The 17820-nt window shown below is 53.7% G+C and carries 20 protein-coding genes; 6 read left to right on the top strand and 14 right to left on the bottom strand.

From position 1 onward, the window contains the following. Positions 1-34: 34 nt before the first annotated feature. A complete protein-coding gene (locus ACJHXA_RS14580; RefSeq protein ID WP_000719943.1) occupies positions 35-403 on the top strand; it encodes a YfeK family protein in 369 nt (122 codons plus the stop codon). A gap of 2 nt (positions 404-405) precedes the next feature. Here the strand turns inward: ACJHXA_RS14580 and cysM are convergent, their stop codons facing one another. From cysM to murR, 7 genes are all read right to left on the bottom strand, one after another. Continuing rightward, complete coding sequence (gene cysM / locus ACJHXA_RS14575; RefSeq protein WP_001297645.1) at positions 406-1317, bottom strand: cysteine synthase B; 912 nt, start codon at positions 1315-1317, stop codon at positions 406-408. A 133-nt stretch (positions 1318-1450) separates the two neighbouring features. Further along, complete coding sequence (gene cysA / locus ACJHXA_RS14570; RefSeq protein WP_000021040.1) at positions 1451-2548, bottom strand: sulfate/thiosulfate ABC transporter ATP-binding protein CysA; 1098 nt, start codon at positions 2546-2548, stop codon at positions 1451-1453. Further along, positions 2538-3413, bottom strand: a complete 876-nt coding sequence (gene cysW, locus ACJHXA_RS14565; protein ID WP_000852686.1) for a sulfate/thiosulfate ABC transporter permease CysW — start codon at positions 3411-3413, stop codon at positions 2538-2540. The genes cysA and cysW overlap by 11 nt, the downstream gene beginning before the upstream one ends. Next, positions 3413-4246, bottom strand: a complete 834-nt coding sequence (cysT, locus tag ACJHXA_RS14560) for a sulfate/thiosulfate ABC transporter permease CysT (protein WP_000458405.1) — start codon at positions 4244-4246, stop codon at positions 3413-3415. The genes cysW and cysT overlap by 1 nt, the downstream gene beginning before the upstream one ends. Continuing rightward, complete coding sequence (gene cysP, locus ACJHXA_RS14555) at positions 4246-5262, bottom strand: thiosulfate/sulfate ABC transporter substrate-binding protein CysP (RefSeq protein WP_000290223.1); 1017 nt, start codon at positions 5260-5262, stop codon at positions 4246-4248. Before cysP ends, cysT begins: the two co-directional genes overlap by 1 nt. 170 nt (positions 5263-5432) lie before the next feature. Then, complete coding sequence (ucpA, locus tag ACJHXA_RS14550) at positions 5433-6224, bottom strand: SDR family oxidoreductase UcpA (RefSeq protein WP_000517431.1); 792 nt, start codon at positions 6222-6224, stop codon at positions 5433-5435. A gap of 128 nt (positions 6225-6352) precedes the next feature. Next, a complete protein-coding gene (gene murR, locus ACJHXA_RS14545; RefSeq protein WP_000966468.1) occupies positions 6353-7210 on the bottom strand; it encodes an HTH-type transcriptional regulator MurR in 858 nt (285 codons plus the stop codon). 163 nt (positions 7211-7373) lie between these two features. On the opposite strand from murR, the gene murQ reads away from it, so the two are divergent. The 3 genes from murQ to pbp4b are packed head-to-tail and all read left to right on the top strand — an operon-like array spanning position 7374 to position 11007. Next, positions 7374-8270, top strand: coding sequence for an N-acetylmuramic acid 6-phosphate etherase (gene murQ, locus ACJHXA_RS14540; protein WP_001175648.1), 897 nt, complete (start codon positions 7374-7376; stop codon positions 8268-8270). A 3-nt stretch (positions 8271-8273) separates the two neighbouring features. After that, positions 8274-9698 carry a PTS N-acetylmuramic acid transporter subunit IIBC gene (murP, locus tag ACJHXA_RS14535; protein WP_001040482.1) on the top strand — a complete coding sequence of 475 codons (1425 nt, stop codon included), beginning with the start codon at positions 8274-8276 and terminating at the stop codon, positions 9696-9698. 4 nt (positions 9699-9702) lie between these two features. Then, positions 9703-11007 carry a penicillin binding protein PBP4B gene (gene pbp4b, locus ACJHXA_RS14530; protein ID WP_001315775.1) on the top strand — a complete coding sequence of 435 codons (1305 nt, stop codon included), beginning with the start codon at positions 9703-9705 and terminating at the stop codon, positions 11005-11007. Positions 11008-11064: 57 nt separating this feature from the next. On the opposite strand, the gene yfeX is transcribed toward pbp4b, so the two are convergent. The 4 genes from yfeX to ACJHXA_RS14510 form a co-directional block, all read right to left on the bottom strand. Next, positions 11065-11964: a porphyrinogen peroxidase gene (gene yfeX, locus ACJHXA_RS14525; protein ID WP_000084590.1), complete on the bottom strand. Its 900-nt coding sequence runs from the start codon at positions 11962-11964 to the stop codon at positions 11065-11067. Between the two features lie 95 nt (positions 11965-12059). Beyond that, the gene (locus tag ACJHXA_RS14520) at positions 12060-12635 is read right to left on the bottom strand and encodes an RpoE-regulated lipoprotein (protein ID WP_000838945.1); all 576 of its coding nucleotides are present in this window, start codon (positions 12633-12635) and stop codon (positions 12060-12062) included. A gap of 60 nt (positions 12636-12695) precedes the next feature. Beyond that, complete coding sequence (locus ACJHXA_RS14515; RefSeq protein WP_001300381.1) at positions 12696-13145, bottom strand: DUF2919 domain-containing protein; 450 nt, start codon at positions 13143-13145, stop codon at positions 12696-12698. Then, positions 13132-13557: a GNAT family acetyltransferase gene (locus tag ACJHXA_RS14510; protein WP_000406000.1), complete on the bottom strand. Its 426-nt coding sequence runs from the start codon at positions 13555-13557 to the stop codon at positions 13132-13134. The genes ACJHXA_RS14515 and ACJHXA_RS14510 overlap by 14 nt, the downstream gene beginning before the upstream one ends. 213 nt (positions 13558-13770) lie before the next feature. On the opposite strand from ACJHXA_RS14510, the gene amiA reads away from it, so the two are divergent. Both amiA and hemF read left to right on the top strand, forming a co-directional pair. After that, complete coding sequence (gene amiA / locus ACJHXA_RS14505) at positions 13771-14640, top strand: N-acetylmuramoyl-L-alanine amidase AmiA (RefSeq protein ID WP_000102886.1); 870 nt, start codon at positions 13771-13773, stop codon at positions 14638-14640. A 3-nt stretch (positions 14641-14643) separates the two neighbouring features. Beyond that, positions 14644-15543, top strand: coding sequence for an oxygen-dependent coproporphyrinogen oxidase (gene hemF / locus ACJHXA_RS14500; RefSeq protein WP_000801367.1), 900 nt, complete (start codon positions 14644-14646; stop codon positions 15541-15543). A 5-nt stretch (positions 15544-15548) separates the two neighbouring features. Here the strand turns inward: hemF and eutR are convergent, their stop codons facing one another. Genes eutR through eutL form a run of 3 tightly spaced genes read right to left on the bottom strand, consistent with a single transcriptional unit; the run spans position 15549 to position 17819 of the window. Beyond that, positions 15549-16601 carry an HTH-type transcriptional regulator EutR gene (eutR, locus tag ACJHXA_RS14495; protein ID WP_000753700.1) on the bottom strand — a complete coding sequence of 351 codons (1053 nt, stop codon included), beginning with the start codon at positions 16599-16601 and terminating at the stop codon, positions 15549-15551. 45 nt (positions 16602-16646) lie between these two features. Then, complete coding sequence (gene eutK, locus ACJHXA_RS14490; protein WP_000606257.1) at positions 16647-17147, bottom strand: ethanolamine utilization microcompartment protein EutK; 501 nt, start codon at positions 17145-17147, stop codon at positions 16647-16649. Positions 17148-17159: 12 nt separating this feature from the next. Continuing rightward, the gene (gene eutL, locus ACJHXA_RS14485) at positions 17160-17819 is read right to left on the bottom strand and encodes an ethanolamine utilization microcompartment protein EutL (RefSeq protein WP_001111038.1); all 660 of its coding nucleotides are present in this window, start codon (positions 17817-17819) and stop codon (positions 17160-17162) included. Position 17820 lies beyond the last annotated feature (1 nt).

Here is a 17820-nt window from a genome sequence, read left to right as displayed (position 1 = left end):
ATCGGCTATCACAAAACAAGGATAAGGTAATTCAATGAAGAAAATCATTTGTCTGGTCATTACACTACTAATGACACTCCCCGCTTACGCGAAGTTAACTGCCCATGAAGAAGCCCGCATCAACGCCATGCTGGAGGGATTAGCACAGAAAAAGGATTTGATATTTGTGCGCAACGGTGATGAACATACCTGCGATGAAGCGGTTTCTCATCTGCGTCTGAAGCTGGGCAATACCCGTAACCGCATTGACACTGCCGAGCAGTTTATTGATAAGGTTGCTTCGTCGTCATCGATTACCGGGAAGCCGTATATTGTGAAGATCCCCGGTAAGAGCGATGAGAACGCACAGCCTTTTTTACATGCGCTAATTGCGCAGACGGATAAAACGGTGCCTGCGCAATAATCTTAAATCCCCGCCCCCTGGCTAAAATGCTCTTCCCCAAACACCCCGGTGGAAAGGTAGCGATCGCCACGATCGCAGATGATCGCTACCACCACCGCACCAGGGTTAGCTTTTGCCACCCGCAGTGCTCCGGCAACCGCGCCGCCGGAGCTGACGCCACAGAATATTCCTTCCCGCACTGCCAGTTCGCGCATGGTGTTTTCTGCATCGCGCTGATGAATATCCAGCACCTCATCCACCAGAGAAGCGTTGAAAATCCCCGGCAGATATTCCGCAGGCCAGCGGCGAATGCCGGGAATACTGCTGCCTTCTTCCGGCTGCAGGCCAACAATCGTTACTGGTTTGGATTGTTCGCGCATAAAGCGTGAAACGCCGGTGATAGTGCCGGTTGTTCCCATGCTGGAGACAAAATGGGTAATGCGCCCGCCGGTTTGCTGCCAGATTTCCGGCCCGGTAGTGGTGTAATGGGCGTAAGGGTTATCGGGATTATTAAACTGATCGAGCAGCTTTCCTTCGCCACGATTCGCCATCTCCAGCGCCAGATCGCGCGCACCTTCCATGCCCTGCTCTTTGGTGACAAGAATCAGTTCCGCACCATAAGCACGCATCGCCGCACGGCGTTCCTGGCTCATGTTGTCGGGCATCAGCAATTTCATGCGATAGCCTTTCAGCGCGGCAATCATTGCCAGCGCAATGCCGGTGTTACCACTGGTGGCTTCGATTAAGACATCACCCGGTTTAATTTCCCCGCGCTTTTCCGCCTCGACGATCATCGAAAGTGCCGCACGATCTTTCACCGAACCTGCCGGGTTATTGCCTTCCAGTTTTAACCACACTTCACTGCCGTTATCCGGCCCCATTCGCTGCAACTTCACCAGAGGCGTATTGCCTATTGTTTGTTCTAATGTACTCACGATCTCTATCCATACGTGGTGTTGCCTGATGCGACGCTTGCGCGTCTTATCAGGTCTACAGGTTACAAACCTTGCCATTAAAAAGCCCGGATCGCGGGAAGCGCCTCCGGGCGTTTAACATTCACTCAACCTATCAGGCGCTTTGTGCGAGAGCAAGTTCCTCATCTCGGGTTTCGATACGCTCGTCGCCGTTATACAGCCGCGCATGTTGCAGACCAACGAATAAACGCTCGCCACGCTGCGGGGCATCGTCGCCATGCATCACGACCGTCAGCGGTTCGTTGTACCACCCCAGCGGCTGCACCACTAATTGGGTGTAGTGACCTTTCGGGCTGGCTTCCAGTACCTGTACCGGCAGCGGCGAATCGAGACTGGTACGGCGGCTGATATCCACTTCCCACGGGCGCAGGAAGAGATCCACCGGACCCTGATACGCAGGTGTGTAGCCCAGCGGCCAGCGATGCGCGCCAACATGGAACTGCCCGCCGCGAATGGTTCCCTGCAGGCGGTTCACTTCGCCCATAAATTCGAGTACAAAACGGGTCGCTGGTTCGCGCCATACCTGATTCGGCGCATCAGCCTGTTCAATATTCCCCTGACTCATCACCACTACACGATCGGCTACTTCGGTCGCCTCTTCCTGGTCGTGGGTCACGAACACGCTGGTGAATTTCAGCTCTTCATGCAGTTGACGCAGCCAGCGACGCAGCTCTTTACGCACCTGCGCATCCAGCGCGCCAAACGGTTCATCAAGCAGCAGAATTTGCGGTTCTACAGCCAGCGCGCGCGCCAGCGCCACGCGCTGTTTCTGGCCGCCGGAAAGCTGTGCCGGATAACGATCTGCCAGATGAGCAAGCTGCACCATCTCCAGCAATTTTGTCACTTTCGCTTTGATGGCTGCGGCATTCGGGCGCTCGCGACGTGGCAGCACCGTCAGGCCAAAAGCGATATTGTCGAACACCGTCATATGGCGGAACAGCGCGTAATGCTGGAACACGAAACCGACCTTGCGATCGCGCGCGTGCAGGCGGCTGACGTCGGTGCCGTGGAAGCGAATATGCCCGCTGGTTTGATGCTCCAGCCCGGCGATAATGCGCAGCAGCGTGGTTTTCCCGGAACCGGACGGCCCCAGCAACGCGACCATCTGACCTGAAGGAATATCCAGTGAGATATCGTTCAGCACCTGGGTGCGACCAAACGACTTCTTAATATTGGCAATCTCAATGCTCATGATGTTCCTCCTGCTGTGCGCGTTTTTCCTGATTCTCCAGGCGCCACTGCAACATACTTTTTAAAAACAGGGTGATAATCGCCATCAGCGTTAACAGCGCCGCAGCGGTAAAGGAGCCGACGGTGTTGTAGTCCTGCTCCAGCAATTCAATCTGTAACGGCAGCGACAGGGTTTCGCCGCGAATCGAGCCGGAAACCACCGACACCGCGCCAAACTCGCCAATTGCGCGGGCGTTGGTCAACACCACGCCATAAAGCAGCGCCCAGCGGATGTTCGGTAATGTGACGCGACGGAACATCTGCCAGCCGGACGCGCCAAGCAAAATCGCCGCTTCGTCTTCCTGGCTGCCCTGGCTTAACATCACCGGCACCAGTTCGCGCACCACAAACGGACACGTCACGAAGATGGTGACCAGCACCATTCCCGGCCAGGAGAACATAATTTGCAGGTTATGCTCGTCGAGCCAACCGCCGAGCGGGCCGTTAGAGCCGTAGAACAGCAAATACACCAGACCGGCAACCACCGGCGACACGGCAAACGGAATGTCCAGCAGCGTCAGCAGCAACTGGCGTCCGGGGAAGTTAAAGCGCGTCACCAGCCACGCCAGTAGAATACCGAACACCAGGTTTACCGGTACGGCAATCAGCGCGATCATCACCGTCAGCCAGATGGCGTGCAGCATATCCGGATCGGCCAGATTCTGTAAAACAGGCATCAGCCCTTTGCTGAACGCCTGTACGAAGATATAAATCATCGGCACCAGCAGGATGAACGCCGATACCAGCATCCCGATGCCAATCAGAAACCATTTGCCCCAGTTAATCGGGCGCGCGTCATAACGCTTCAATTGTGTCACTTCCGCCATTAATGACCTACCACACGCCGACCAAAGCGACTTTGCAGAGTGTTAATTGAGAACAGCAGTATCAGGGATGCCGCGAGGATCACCGAAGCAATCGCGCTCGCCGCCGGGTAATCAAACTCCTGCAAGCGCACAAAAATCATCAGCGACGTCACTTCCGTCTTCCACGCGATATTTCCGGCGATAAAAATCACCGCGCCAAATTCACCAAGACTACGGGTAAACGACAGCGCCACGCCCGCCACCAGCGCCGGAGAAAGCTCCGGCAGCACCACTTTGCAGAAACTCTGCCAGCGCGTTGCACCAAGCGTTTCCGCCGCTTCTTCATATTCCGGGCCTAACTCTTCCAGCACCGGCTGCACGGTACGCACCACAAACGGAATGCTGGTAAAGGCCATCGCCACCGCAATCCCCAGCCATGTATAGGTGACTTTGATATCAAACTTCGCCAGCCATTCACCGTAAAAACCGTTTACGGAAAAGAGCGAGGCCAGCGTTAAACCGGCGACAGCCGTTGGCAGCGCAAAGGGTAAATCCATCAGCGCATCAAGCAGCGTGCGGCCTGGGAAGCGATAGCGGGTTAGGATCCACGCCATCAGCAGACCGAAAACGCCGTTAAAAATCGATGCCACAAACGCCGACAGCAGCGTTACTTTGTAGGCCGCGACCACCTGCGGGTTGGTGATCACCTCCCAGTACTGCGCCCAGCTCATCTGGGCCAGTTGCATCACCAGCGCGGAGAGCGGCAGCAGCAAAATCAGGCACACAAACAGCAGACTGGTGCCGAGGCTTAAGGTAAAGCCCGGCAGCACGCGTCTGGAGGAGACAGCAAACATCAGTTACGCCCCGCCGCTAACAGCTTGTCTAACTCGCCGCCGCTGGTGAAGTGGGTTTTCATCACTTCCGGCCAGGAGCCAAATTTGTCTTCCACGCGGAACAGCTCGGTCTGCGGGAATTTGTCTTTCAGTTTGTCCATCACCTCCGGGTTATTCACGCGGTAGTAATAGTCGGTGATGATGGTTTGCGCCTGCGGGCTATAGAGCCAGTTCAGATAGGCTTTGGCGGCTTTTTCCGTACCGTTGGCCTGCACGTTTTTATCAACCCACGCCACCGGGAATTCCGCCAGAATGTTGGTTTTCGGAATCACCACTTCAAAGCCCTGCGCTTCATACTGTTTACGGATGTTGTTCACTTCCGATTCGAAGCTAATCAGCACATCGCCCAGGCCACGCTCGGCAAAAGTGGTGGTTGCGCCACGACCGCCGGTATCGAACACTTCAACGTTTTTCAGGAACTGGGTCATAAACTGTTCGGTTTTGGCTTTATCGCCACCGTCAGCTTTATCCGCTGCGCCCCATGCCGCCAGATAGGTATAACGCGCGTTACCCGACGTTTTCGGGTTCGGGAAAATCAGCTTCACGTCGGAGCGCACCAGGTCGTTCCAATCGTGGATATTCTTCGGGTTACCCTTACGCACCAGGAAGCCCATGGTGGAGTAGAACGGCGAGCTATTATTCGGCAGGCGCGACTGCCAGTCGGCCGGGATCAGCTTGCCTTTATCGTGCAGGATTTGTACGTCGGTCACCTGGTTATAAGTGACAACGTCGGCTTTTAAGCCCTGTAAAATCGCCAGCGCCTGTTTTGATGACCCGGCATGAGATTGTTTTATCGTCAGTTTGTCGCCGCCGTTATCTTTTGCCCATTGTTGCTCAAACGGCGGATTCAGGGCGGCAAACAGCTCGCGGGAGACGTCATAAGAACTGTTCAGCAGTTCCGTTGCCTGTACATGGCCCGCCAGCAGCAGAGAAGCGACCAGCGCGAGTGAGTTCTTTTTCAGTAAGTTAACGGCCATTGCGCACCCTTATAAATTTAATGACTTTCTAATAGCCATCATATTTATAACGGACGTGAAAGGAGTAACGGTTTTATATACCGTTTGGTGATTTGGAAGTTGAAAAGGGAATAAGAACCGGGTTTAAAACGAAATCCTCCCCACAAATGCAGGGAGGAAACAGAGGTGAATCAGATACCGACGCTAACCGTCTCCGGCAGTGTGCTGCCGCCATCAATCACATTCTGTGTACCGGTTAAATAGCTGGATTCATCCGATGCGAGGAAGGCCGCCAGTTCGCCGACTTCCAGCGGATCGGCGAGGCGACGCATCGGGATTGCTTTCGCCATTTCAGTCAGCACCGACTCTGGATCTTCCGGGTTCGACTGGCGGGCAATGCTTTCCGCCATTGGTGTGCGCACGTATCCCGGGCAAATGGCGTTAACGCGAATACCAGACTGCGCGTACTCCACCGCCAGCGATTTTGTCAGGCCAACAATCGCCGCTTTCGTTAAGGCGTACGCCGTTTCGCCAGGATCGGCCACCATATCGCCAGTGACCGAAGACATCATCACAATGCGACCATCTTTGCGGGCAATCATCTCCGGCAGCACCGCCTTCGTGACGTTCCATACGCCTTTAATATTGATGTCAATATGGAAATCGCGATCGTCATCGCTCATATCGAGGAAACTGCCCAGACGACAAACGCCTGCGTTATTCACCAGGATATCAATGCGCCCTTCTTTTTCCTTCGCGCGTTTGATAGCTGCGGCTACCGACGCCGGGTCACGCACATCGGCGACAACCGCCGTACAGCGATGACCACGACCACACAGTTCGTCCGCCAGCTTTTCGATCTCAGGGGAGATATCCAGCAAGATTAGGTTTGCGCCATGACGCGCAAAAGTTCTGGCAATTCCTTCGCCAATTCCCTGCAATGCGCCCGTAATCAGTGCTGTCTTGCCCGTGAGTTTACCCATTTTAATGCTCTCCTTGTTAATACAGAGCGTTACACTCCATTCCCTCTGAAAATACAGGATAAACAAAATATTGCTGCGGATCAGCTCACTAATTCAGGAAAATCTCAATCCAGTCGCTGCTTTATGCATCATTTCAGGCGTTGTGTTAGCTCACTGCTGCGCTGAATCATTTTCAATGACTCCACATCATTGAGTTGCACAAGACCAACAAACAGTAAATCGGTAACAGAATTTTGCGCCGTGCGGGTAGACATCGACGAGCTACGCCATTCGGTTTCACCGGAAACGGTATCGAGCGTGAAATGCGCCAGCCGCCGCAGCGGAGAATCAGCCAGAGAAGTAATGGCAATCACCGTTGCCCCCTGCTTTCGTGCCGCTTCTGCGCATAAGACAATCTCTTTTTTACTGCCGCTGTAAGAGATAGCGATTTGTACATCGCCTTTTTTCAACGCCTGGGAAACAGTGGCTTGTACGTGCGTGTCGGCTTCGCAGGCCACGCGATAGCCAATTTTCATCAGTTTGAACGACAGATCGCGCCCCACCAGCGCCGATCCGCCCAGGCCCGTTATCTGGATAAACGGTGCTTTACTGATGACCTCAATGATTTTTTGCAGCCGCGCGTAGTCGAACAACGCACAGGTTTGCTCCAGCGCCAGCTCTTTTTCGCGATTCAATTTGCGGGCAATCACTTCCAGCGAATCATCACTGGTAATCGAACTGTGCAGGTGCAGCGCCGTGGCATTCGTTTTCTCCCGGCTGGCACTGTATTCGCCTATTAACGCCATACGCAATTCAGTAAATCCTTGCGCGCCGAGTTTTTGGGCAAATTTCACTATGCTCGACTGGCTAATGCCGAGCTGTTTCGCCATCTGCCGTGAAGAAACGGATTGCAGCTCACTCACGTTGGCCTGCAGAAAGTCAGCGATTTTTTGCTCGTTTTCGGTGAATTCACTCCCCGCATTGCTTATTTTCGTCAGGTACAACATCTTCCACTCTCCTGGGCTGGCAGCATAAATTCCGCTTAAGTTCTTATGACGCTCTTCACACTCTGCGAGTGTAGACTCAATGATTCCTTTAAGTCTGTCAATTAGGGATATATGATTCCATACATCTGCAATTATTTGATCGTAAATAGTAAGGTCACCACCGATGCAACTAGAAAAGATGATTACTGAAGGCTCGAACACCGCCTCGGCTGAAATTGACCGCGTATCGACGCTGGAAATGTGCCGGATTATCAACGATGAAGATAAAACCGTACCGCTTGCCGTTGAGCGCGTCCTGCCGGATATCGCCGCGGCGATCGATGTTATCCACGCCCAGGTCAGCGGCGGCGGTCGTCTGATTTATCTCGGTGCGGGAACATCCGGTCGTCTGGGGATTCTGGATGCCAGCGAATGTCCGCCCACCTACGGCGTGAAACCGGGTCTGGTGGTTGGTTTGATTGCTGGAGGCGAATATGCCATTCAGCACGCGGTGGAAGGCGCTGAAGATAGCCGGGAAGGTGGTGTTAACGATCTGAAAAATATTAATTTAACGGCACAGGATGTGGTGGTTGGCATTGCTGCCAGCGGTCGCACGCCGTATGTGATTGCCGGACTGGAATACGCACGCCAGCTCGGCTGCCGCACAGTGGGAATTTCCTGTAATCCGGGGAGTGCCGTTTCCACCACCGCCGAGTTTGCCATTACACCGATTGTAGGTGCCGAAGTGGTCACTGGTTCTTCGCGAATGAAAGCAGGCACAGCGCAGAAACTGGTGCTCAATATGCTTTCCACCGGGCTGATGATTAAATCTGGCAAAGTGTTCGGCAACCTGATGGTCGATGTGGTCGCCACCAACGAAAAACTGCATGTGCGCCAGGTCAATATCGTTAAAAACGCCACCGGATGTAATGCCGAACAAGCGGAAGCGGCGTTAATTGCCTGCGAGCGCAACTGTAAAACGGCCATTGTGATGGTGCTGAAAAATCTCGATGCCGCAGAAGCTAAAAAACGCCTGGATCAACACGGCGGCTTTATTCGTCAGGTTTTAGACAAGGAATAACCCATGGCCAAAGAGATCAGCAGTGAACTTCTGAACACCATTCTTACCCGTGTCGGCGGACCGGGAAATATCGCCAGTTGTGGTAACTGTATGACGCGCCTGCGTCTGGGTGTACATGACAGTTCACTGGTTGATCCCAATATCAAAACGCTGGAAGGCGTGAAGGGCGTCATTTTGACCAGCGACCAGGTGCAGGTCGTTTTTGGGCCTGGTAAAGCGCATCGTGCCGCAAAAGCGATGAGCGAGCTGCTGGGCGAGGCACCGGTACAGGATGCCGCAGAAATCGCCGCCCAGAACAAACGTCAGTTAAAAGCCAAACAAACCTCCGGCGTGCAACAATTTCTCGCCAAATTCGCCACCATCTTCACGCCGCTGATCCCCGGTTTTATTGCCGCCGGTCTGCTGCTGGGGATAGCGACGTTAATTGCCACGGTGATGCACGTTCCGGCAGATGCTCAGGGCACGCTACCCGACGCGCTGAATTTTATGAAGGTGTTCAGCAAAGGTTTGTTCACTTTCCTGGTGATTCTGGTGGGCTATAACGCCGCCCAGGCATTTGGCGGCACGGGCGTCAATGGCGCAATTATTGCCGCACTCTTTTTGCTCGGTTATAACCCCGCTGCAACCACCGGTTACTACGCCGGTTTTCACGATTTCTTTGGTCTGCCCATCGATCCGCGCGGCAATATTATCGGCGTGCTGATTGCCGCGTGGGCCTGCGCCCGCATTGAAGGCATGGTGCGCCGCTTTATGCCGGACGATCTCGACATGCTGCTGACCTCGTTAATCACCCTGCTGATCACCGCTACGCTTGCGTACCTGATCATTATGCCGCTGGGTGGCTGGTTATTCGAAGGTATGTCATGGCTGTTTATGCACCTGAACAGTAATCCGTTCGGTTGTGCGGTTTTAGCCGGGCTGTTCCTGATCGCCGTGGTATTTGGCGTGCATCAGGGCTTTATTCCTGTTTACCTCGCGTTAATGGACAGCCAGGGATTCAACAGCTTATTTCCCATCCTTTCAATGGCAGGCGCGGGCCAGGTGGGCGCGGCGCTGGCACTCTACTGGCGGGCGCAACCGCACAGTGCATTACGCAGTCAGGTACGCGGGGCGATTATTCCCGGTCTGCTGGGCGTTGGTGAACCGTTGATTTACGGCGTCACCCTGCCCCGCATGAAACCGTTTATTACCGCCTGTTTAGGCGGCGCAGCGGGCGGTTTGTTTATCGGCCTGATAGCCTGGTGGGGTCTGCCGATGGGCTTAAACAGCGCCTTTGGGCCGTCTGGTCTGGTGGCGCTGCCGCTGATGACTTCCGCACAAGGCATCCTTCCGGCAATGGCGGTTTATGCTGGCGGGATTCTGGTGGCATGGGTTTGCGGGTTTATTTTCACCACGCTCTTTGGCTGCCGTAACGTCAATCTGGACTGATATCATGAAACGGACAATGCTCTATCTTTCTCTGCTGGCTGTTAGTTGTAGCGTCAGCGCCGCAAAATACCCTGTTCTGACAGAAAGTTCGCCAGAGAAAGCAGGGTTCAACGTCGAACGGCTTAACCAGATGGATCGCTGGATTAGCCAGCAAGTGGACGCCGGTTATCCCGGCGTAAACCTGCTGATCATTAAAGATAATCAGATTGTGTATCGCAAAGCCTGGGGAGCGGCGAAAAAGTACGATGGCAGCGTGTTGATGGAACAGCCTGTCAAAGCCACCACCGGGACGCTGTATGACCTGGCCTCAAACACCAAAATGTACGCCACGAACTTCGCCCTGCAAAAGCTGATGAGCGAAGGCAAACTGCATCCTGACGATCGGATTGCGAAATATATTCCGGGGTTTGCCGATAGTCCAAATGACACCATTAAAGGCAAAAACACCCTGCGGATTTCTGACCTGCTGCATCACAGCGGCGGTTTCCCGGCAGATCCGCAATACCCGAATAAAGCGGTCGCGGGCGCGTTATATTCCCAGGATAAAGGCCAGACGCTGGAGATGATCAAGCGCACGCCGCTAGAGTATCAGCCCGGCAGCAAGCATATTTACAGTGATGTCGATTATATGCTGCTTGGATTTATCGTCGAGTCGGTCACCGGTCAGCCGCTTGACCGCTATGTTGAAGAGTCGATTTATCGCCCGCTCGGCCTGACACATACGGTATTTAACCCGCTGCTGAAAGGCTTTAAACCGCAGCAAATTGCCGCCACGGAATTGAACGGCAATACCCGCGATGGCGTGATCCATTTCCCGAATATCCGCACCTCCACTCTCTGGGGTCAGGTGCACGATGAAAAAGCCTTTTATTCGATGGGCGGCGTTTCCGGGCACGCAGGTTTGTTTTCCAATACCGGCGATATTGCGGTGTTAATGCAAACGATGCTGAACGGCGGGGGCTATGGCGATGTGCAGCTGTTCAGTGCGGAAACGGTGAAGATGTTCACCACCAGCTCTAAGGAAGATGCCACTTTTGGCCTCGGCTGGCGCGTGAATGGTAATGCCACCATGACGCCGACGTTTGGCACGCTGGCAAGCCCGCAAACCTACGGTCACACTGGCTGGACCGGAACGGTGACCGTTATCGATCCGGTGAATCATATGGCGATTGTGATGTTAAGCAACAAGCCACATTCGCCGGTTGCCGATCCGCAAAAGAATCCCAATATGTTCGAAAGCGGTCAGCTGCCGATTGCAACGTATGGTTGGGTAGTTGATCAGGTGTATGCGGCGTTAAAGCAAAAGTAATAAAAAGGCCAGTCAGTAATGTTACTGCCTGGCCTTTAATCAATGAATCAGAAACGCTTACAGCGCCATCAACTTGTCCAGCGACGGTGCGAAATAATAGCCGCCGGTTACCGGTTTGGTGAAACGCAACATCGCATCACGCTTACCATCGGTATCGCCAAACATGCTCAGCAGTTGCTGCTCAATGTTATGCAGACGCGCGCAGTAGGCGCAGAAGTACAGACCGTGAGTGCCACTGGCAGTGCCGTACGGCAGGCTCTGGCGAACAATCTTCAGCCCTTTGCCATCTTCTTTCAGATCAACGCGGGTGAGGTGAGAGGTTTCCGGACGTTCGTCGCCGTCGATCTCTTCGTTGGCCTCTTTGGTGCGCCCGATCATCATCTCCTGATCGTGAACGCTCATCCGGTTGAGCTGCTTCAGGTTGTGTTCCCAACGCTGCACAAACACATAGCTGCCGCCCGCATCCACGCCGTCTTTGATAACCGCCACTTCGCGACGCGTCTCTTCACCCGCCGGGTTTTCCGTACCGTCAACAAAGCCGCTCAGGTCACGCTCTTCAACCCAACGGAAGCCGTGGATCTCTTCTTTCACTTCAATGCAGTCACCGAAGGCTTCCATCGCCGCCTGGGCGACAGAGAAGTTTACGTCGTGACGCAGAGAAAGAATGTGGATCAACACATCGAACTGGGTGGTCGGCGCAAGGCCTTTACCGTAGCCCGGAAAATCTTTCAGCTCTTCTGCCCCAACGCCGCCGCTCAGAGCGCGCCAGGTGTTGTTACCAAAGGCAACCACCGCACCAAGATGCGCGTCCGGGAATTTCGCTTCAAAAGTTGCCAGTTTGTCGGCAAATGTTTTACTGGCCGCACGCAGGGCGTCAACTTCCCCTTTCACGTTGGCTTCGATCCAAATCGCCGCGCGGCAATGTTCTGGCAAAATGCCACTCTGAACCTGAGACATTGTTCCTCCTGAAAATAATAATGCCACGCAATCCGTGGCATTGTTGAGCGCTATTTTACGTGTTTTTTCGCGGCGGCGGTTTGTTCAGACGCAAATTAACGCCGCCAGATAATTTTACTGACTTTCCAGTTTTTCAGGGTATCGTCCGAAGGCATTAACCCTTCAGGACCACTCCATTCCCCGCTGAACTGGTAGCTAATATGTTGACTGCCTTCGGCTTTACATTCGACGGCACGATTATCATCACCATCAGCTTTTTGGCAATTGCCAAATGCTTTGCTGTAAAGGTCGCTAAACGGTGTACCGATTTTAACACCGGTGTCAGCAGGAATATCGCTATCCAGCACGTCAATGCGACTGATCGTGCCTTGATCGCCGTTAATCACCATCGCCACGTTGTCGCCCTTCATCACTTCAAAAAAGCGCACCACGTTGCCGTTCGCGGTTTTCATTCCGCTGCGCAGGCGATAATCGCCATCAAGCGCATCGGCAATGGCTTGTTCTTGCAGTGGTGTGGACGCCGTTAATTCACCAACGCCCTGCTCGCTCACTTTGGTGGACGACCCAAACCAGTTCCACGGGTTAGCGGCCGACCAGTTAACTGACGACATCGTGGAACAGCCGGTCAGCATCAACGGCATAGCGCATAACATTAAACGCAGCGATTTCATGTCACTTCCTTTGGTTATTCAATAACGTTGCTTGGAGTGCAAATTCACCAAAAAGTGCCGTTATTCTTTTTCTTCATTAAAACAAGCGCGTAAACGTCGATTGGTCAGCAGCCAGATTAACGCCACAATATCCGCCACTACCAGCGCCAGACCGATACCGCTAACGGATTCACCGTTCAGCCACAGCCACGGTTGCCAGCAAAGTAAAACCACCTGCGCCAACAGCAACAGAAAATAGAGTACACGCCAGGTGCGAGGAAACGTAGCCCGCCGACCGCTCAACAAAAACGCCAGCACCGCCGGAATGCCAGGAATCAGCCCCAGCCAGAAATTATCGTGATCGGGATAAAACAGATTTAGCAGCGCAGTACCCTGCTCGCGCGACGCACCGGCAATGACAAACAGCACCCAGGTTCGCGCCTGAAGCAATAGCACAAGCCAGAAGAGCAAGGGTAAACGCAGGCGACCGTGCGCATCATAATGGACAGGATGAAACTCAGTACTCTTCATCTTCAATCAAACGCTTACCCAGACTCAGCACGTCGGCGTGTTCATATCCCAGGCGTTCATACATTCCGAGCACCATGTCGTTATCTTCCGGCACGTTGATCTGAATTTTCGGGCAGCCACGAGCAATCAGCTTTTTCTCCAGCCGATTAAGCAACGCATTGGCAATCCCACGCCCACGAAACTCTGGATGCACGCCAAGATAATAAGCAGACCCGCGATGCCCGTCATAACCGCCCATCACCGTTCCGACCACTTCACCGTTTACCTCAGCGACCAAAAACAAACTGACGTCATGGTTCATCTTACGCTCGATGTCCATTTCCGGATCGTTCCACGGACGCAGCAAGTCGCAACGCTCCCAAAGGGTGATGACCTCTTCGAAATCTTCCTGGCGAAATACGCGTATCTCCATGGTATTCGTTACCTTTTTGCGGGTTAAAAGGCTGATTATGGCGTGAACGGTCGAATTAGCCAATATCTGACGAAAATCGGTTGAAAAAGTGGCATAATGGGGAGTTGTCAACTATTGAAATGAAAAGTAAAACAATTCTCAACATCAAACCGTCGTAACGGATTACGCGATACGATATAACATCTGGAACTTTATTATTACAACTCAGGCCGTATGAGCACTTTTAAACCACTAAAAACACTCACTTCGCGCCGCCAGGTGCTGAAAGCCGGTTTGGCTGCCCTGACGTTGTCAGGAATGTCGCAAGCCATCGCCAAAGACGAACTTTTAAAAACCAGCAACGGACACAGCAAGCCGAAAGCCAAAAAATCTGGCGGCAAACGTGTCGTTGTTCTCGATCCAGGTCACGGCGGAATTGATACCGGAGCGATCGGACGCAACGGTTCGAAAGAAAAACATGTGGTGCTGGCGATTGCTAAAAACGTCCGTTCCATTTTGCGTAATCATGGGATTGATGCGCGTTTAACGCGTTCTGGCGATACGTTTATCCCACTTTACGATCGCGTTGAAATCGCCCATAAACATGGCGCAGATCTGTTTATGTCAATTCATGCCGATGGCTTTACCAACCCGAAAGCTGCCGGTGCTTCGGTATTTGCCCTCTCTAACCGTGGGGCAAGTAGCGCAATGGCGAAATACCTGTCTGAACGCGAAAACCGCGCCGATGAAGTTGCCGGTAAAAAGGCGACTGACAAGGATCACCTATTGCAACAAGTGCTGTTTGATCTGGTGCAAACAGATACCATTAAAAATAGTCTGACGCTCGGCTCGCATATTCTGAAGAAGATTAAGCCGGTGCATAAACTGCACAGCCGCAACACCGAACAAGCGGCATTTGTGGTGTTGAAATCGCCGTCGGTTCCTTCGGTGCTGGTGGAAACCTCGTTTATCACCAACCCGGAAGAAGAGCGGCTGTTAGGCACGGCGGCGTTTCGTCAGAAAATCGCCACAGCGATTGCTGAAGGCGTGATCAGTTATTTCCACTGGTTCGACAACCAGAAAGCACATTCGAAAAAGCGATAAGTTATGAAACCCGACGCACACCAGGTTAAACAGTTTCTGCTCAACCTTCAGGATACGATTTGTCAGCAGCTGACCGCCGTCGATGGCGCAGAATTTGTCGAAGATAGTTGGCAGCGCGAAGCTGGCGGCGGCGGGCGTAGTCGGGTGTTGCGTAATGGTGGTGTTTTCGAACAGGCAGGCGTCAACTTTTCTCACGTCCACGGCGAGGCGATGCCTGCTTCCGCCACCGCTCATCGCCCGGAGCTTGCCGGGCGCAGTTTCGAGGCGATGGGCGTTTCACTGGTAGTGCATCCGCATAACCCGTATGTTCCCACCAGCCACGCGAATGTGCGTTTTTTTATTGCCGAAAAACCGGGTGCAGAGCCCGTCTGGTGGTTTGGCGGCGGCTTCGATTTAACCCCTTTCTATGGTTTTGAAGAAGACGCCATTCACTGGCACCGCACCGCCCGTGACCTGTGCCTGCCATTTGGTGAAGACGTTTATCCCCGTTACAAAAAGTGGTGCGACGATTACTTCTACCTCAAACATCGCAACGAACAGCGCGGTATTGGCGGGCTGTTCTTTGATGATCTGAACACGCCAGATTTCGACCACTGTTTTGCCTTTATGCAGGCGGTAGGCAAAGGCTACACCGACGCTTATTTACCAATTGTAGAGCGACGTAAAGCGATGGCCTACGGCGAGCGCGAGCGCAATTTTCAGCTCTACCGTCGCGGTCGTTATGTCGAGTTCAATCTGGTCTGGGATCGCGGCACTCTGTTTGGCCTGCAAACTGGCGGGCGCACCGAGTCGATCCTGATGTCAATGCCGCCACTGGTACGCTGGGAGTATGATTATCAGCCAAAAGATGGCAGCCCAGAAGCGGCGTTAAGTGAGTTTATTAAGGTCAGGGATTGGGTGTAACTCCCTCACCCCCATTCCCGCATCCGCTGATGCAACGTCAACGACGGCTTCTCGGCAAACAGCTGCTGGTAATCCGTGGCAAATTGCCCCAGATGCCAGAATCCCCACTGCATGGCGGCGTCTTTTACCGTTGTGCTTTGCGACCACGGGCTTATCAGTTCGCGGCGTACGGCGTTCAGGCGAATGCGTTTCAGCCACGCGTTTGGGCCAATGCCTAAAATAGCGTGAAACGCGTTTTGTAGCGTGCGGCGACTGACATGCAGTTGATTACACAAGTCCAGCACCGTCACCGGCTCAGACATATTTTCCAGCACATATTCACGGGCGCGGGAAAGTAATCTACGGTAACTCTGATGACTGATGCTTTCCGCCGTCACCATTGGTTGCGCGTCTTCCAGCATCGCCCCCATCGCCATTAGCAAATTATCCCCCAGCACTTTTCGCACTGCAGGCTGATGGAGATTTTCCGGGTTCTCGCAAAACGTCGCCAGCGCCTGTTGGACAAAGCCCCACAGCGCGGCTTTATGCTGCTCTTTCACTTCCAGCGCCGACTGGCTACGCAGCATATGTAATACCCGATCCGGGTTATGCAAAAAGTTAGCCTGCCGGGTGATGACATCTTCAGAAAGCACCACGCCCAGGATCGTGTAATCATCCGGCGTGCTCAGTTCAAATTCAGTGCCACCAGGGCGGGTGGCGATTTCCGCGCTTCCCAGACATTGCGAACCGATAAATCCCTGCTCACCGCGCGTCGCCGGAATGCCAAACCAGAACGAGTTCGGCCAGACCAGGCACGACTGACGCAGCGCCAGACCGGTGTATTCACGAAAAACCTGAATATCATCGAGTAGAATTTCCGTAAATTCACCATGAAACTTGCCCGGATGCAGCTGATCGTAAATCTGCTGCCAGGCGGTAATCGTTAAAGCATGTTCATAGACATCCGTTGTCTGTCGTTGATGAACATTATCCACTTCGACCTTCGGCGTGAGCTTCAGGTTTTCGGGTAAGGGTTCATGATAAAGATGGTGCAAATTGGCTGTACGGGTCTTTTTCATGATGTTAATGCCGGGTGTTGTAGGACACCCGGCACCTCCGACAGGTTAATGGGGCTTGAGACGATAACGACTACTGCGTTTACGTAACGTCCCGGCAGAAAAGAGCTGTTCGAGCGCATTTCTGGCTTTTTCCAGCGGCCAGCCAAAGTGGGCAGCCACTTCTCCTGCCGTCATTCCCTGACGTACTGATGTTAACAGCGCCAACAACTCGTCAGCAGATTCCGCGACGATAACTGGCGCGTCGGGTTCCCTTACGGGTTGCTTCGGCTGGCGGTTAAAGCCAGTAACCAGCCACTGGGTGTCATCGTCTGGCCGACCGATCTCCTTGCGGCTGATGACACGCCCGGTACGCATCGCGGCAGCACAACCTGCGTCCAGCGCCGCACGACACGCCGCCAGATCGCCTTCCACCACCAGCGTTAAGCGACCAGGGTCAAGCACTTCGTGACTGAGCAGACGAACGTTAGCTGCTTTGAGCATGGCATCCGCTGCATCTATCGCGGCGACCATGCCGTCCACTTCCAGCAATCCCAGTGCATTGATCATCGGCAACCTCCGTTACGCACGCTGGATTGGATTACGCGCGATTTCCAGCACTGCATCGGTAAAGGCGTTACAGGCTGCTTTACACGCGGCCTGGCTACCGGTTAAAAATGCTGCCGAGTAGTTGGTTTCAGACGGTGGCGGGACATAGGTCACCAGCTGTACGTCGGCAGATTTCAACGCTGCATCAATGCCATAGGTCGCTTCCAGCGGCGGTGCCACCAGATATGCCATCGGATCGCCAAGCGTGATCCCGGCGGTTGATGAGAGATAAGAACCGGTACGCGAAACCACATGCGCCAGGAAGGCGGTGTTTTCTGCGTCATTGGCCCACTGGAATGCTGCACCATTTTCAATATGTGCAACCATCGCATCCAGACCGGCACGCACTTCCGCCGGGTTTGGCCCACCAAGCATAATCAGCACTTCACCGGCAGTCGGTGACGGGCCGTGTGCAGCGCCCGCATACAGCGAGCGACCATATACCACTTCCACCATCGCCTGCTTGGTCGCTTCATCAGCGGCAATGTAGGTGACGTCATCGGAATCAGCAGAAATCAGCCCGAGGCTACGAATATGCGGCGGCAATTTTAGTTCACGCGCAAATTCAGCGTTAACGGAGGCAATCACCCGCATGGCGGTTACCGACGGTCGAATCAAATCTAAAGCTGGCATG

This window comes from Escherichia sp. WS33, assembly GCF_046486385.1.
GTDB lineage: Bacteria > Pseudomonadota > Gammaproteobacteria > Enterobacterales > Enterobacteriaceae > ECMA0423.
Note: the sequence above shows the minus strand (reverse complement) of the source record. Positions and strands in the feature narration are given on the sequence as shown.

Excerpts from the sequence above, each read along its gene's own strand:
- ACJHXA_RS14580 (WP_000719943.1), top strand. The coding sequence starts at position 35 with ATGAAGAAAATCATTTGTCTGGTCATTACACTACTAATGACACTCCCC.
- cysA (WP_000021040.1), bottom strand. The coding sequence starts at position 2,548 with ATGAGCATTGAGATTGCCAATATTAAGAAGTCGTTTGGTCGCACCCAG.
- cysW (WP_000852686.1), bottom strand. The coding sequence starts at position 3,413 with ATGGCGGAAGTGACACAATTGAAGCGTTATGACGCGCGCCCGATTAAC.
- cysT (WP_000458405.1), bottom strand. The coding sequence starts at position 4,246 with ATGTTTGCTGTCTCCTCCAGACGCGTGCTGCCGGGCTTTACCTTAAGC.
- cysP (WP_000290223.1), bottom strand. The coding sequence starts at position 5,262 with ATGGCCGTTAACTTACTGAAAAAGAACTCACTCGCGCTGGTCGCTTCT.
- ucpA (WP_000517431.1), bottom strand. The coding sequence starts at position 6,224 with ATGGGTAAACTCACGGGCAAGACAGCACTGATTACGGGCGCATTGCAG.
- murR (WP_000966468.1), bottom strand. The coding sequence starts at position 7,210 with ATGTTGTACCTGACGAAAATAAGCAATGCGGGGAGTGAATTCACCGAA.
- murQ (WP_001175648.1), top strand. The coding sequence starts at position 7,374 with ATGCAACTAGAAAAGATGATTACTGAAGGCTCGAACACCGCCTCGGCT.
- murP (WP_001040482.1), top strand. The coding sequence starts at position 8,274 with ATGGCCAAAGAGATCAGCAGTGAACTTCTGAACACCATTCTTACCCGT.
- pbp4b (WP_001315775.1), top strand. The coding sequence starts at position 9,703 with ATGAAACGGACAATGCTCTATCTTTCTCTGCTGGCTGTTAGTTGTAGC.
- yfeX (WP_000084590.1), bottom strand. The coding sequence starts at position 11,964 with ATGTCTCAGGTTCAGAGTGGCATTTTGCCAGAACATTGCCGCGCGGCG.
- ACJHXA_RS14520 (WP_000838945.1), bottom strand. The coding sequence starts at position 12,635 with ATGAAATCGCTGCGTTTAATGTTATGCGCTATGCCGTTGATGCTGACC.
- ACJHXA_RS14515 (WP_001300381.1), bottom strand. The coding sequence starts at position 13,145 with ATGAAGAGTACTGAGTTTCATCCTGTCCATTATGATGCGCACGGTCGC.
- ACJHXA_RS14510 (WP_000406000.1), bottom strand. The coding sequence starts at position 13,557 with ATGGAGATACGCGTATTTCGCCAGGAAGATTTCGAAGAGGTCATCACC.
- amiA (WP_000102886.1), top strand. The coding sequence starts at position 13,771 with ATGAGCACTTTTAAACCACTAAAAACACTCACTTCGCGCCGCCAGGTG.
- hemF (WP_000801367.1), top strand. The coding sequence starts at position 14,644 with ATGAAACCCGACGCACACCAGGTTAAACAGTTTCTGCTCAACCTTCAG.
- eutR (WP_000753700.1), bottom strand. The coding sequence starts at position 16,601 with ATGAAAAAGACCCGTACAGCCAATTTGCACCATCTTTATCATGAACCC.
- eutK (WP_000606257.1), bottom strand. The coding sequence starts at position 17,147 with ATGATCAATGCACTGGGATTGCTGGAAGTGGACGGCATGGTCGCCGCG.
- eutL (WP_001111038.1), bottom strand. The coding sequence starts at position 17,819 with ATGCCAGCTTTAGATTTGATTCGACCGTCGGTAACCGCCATGCGGGTG.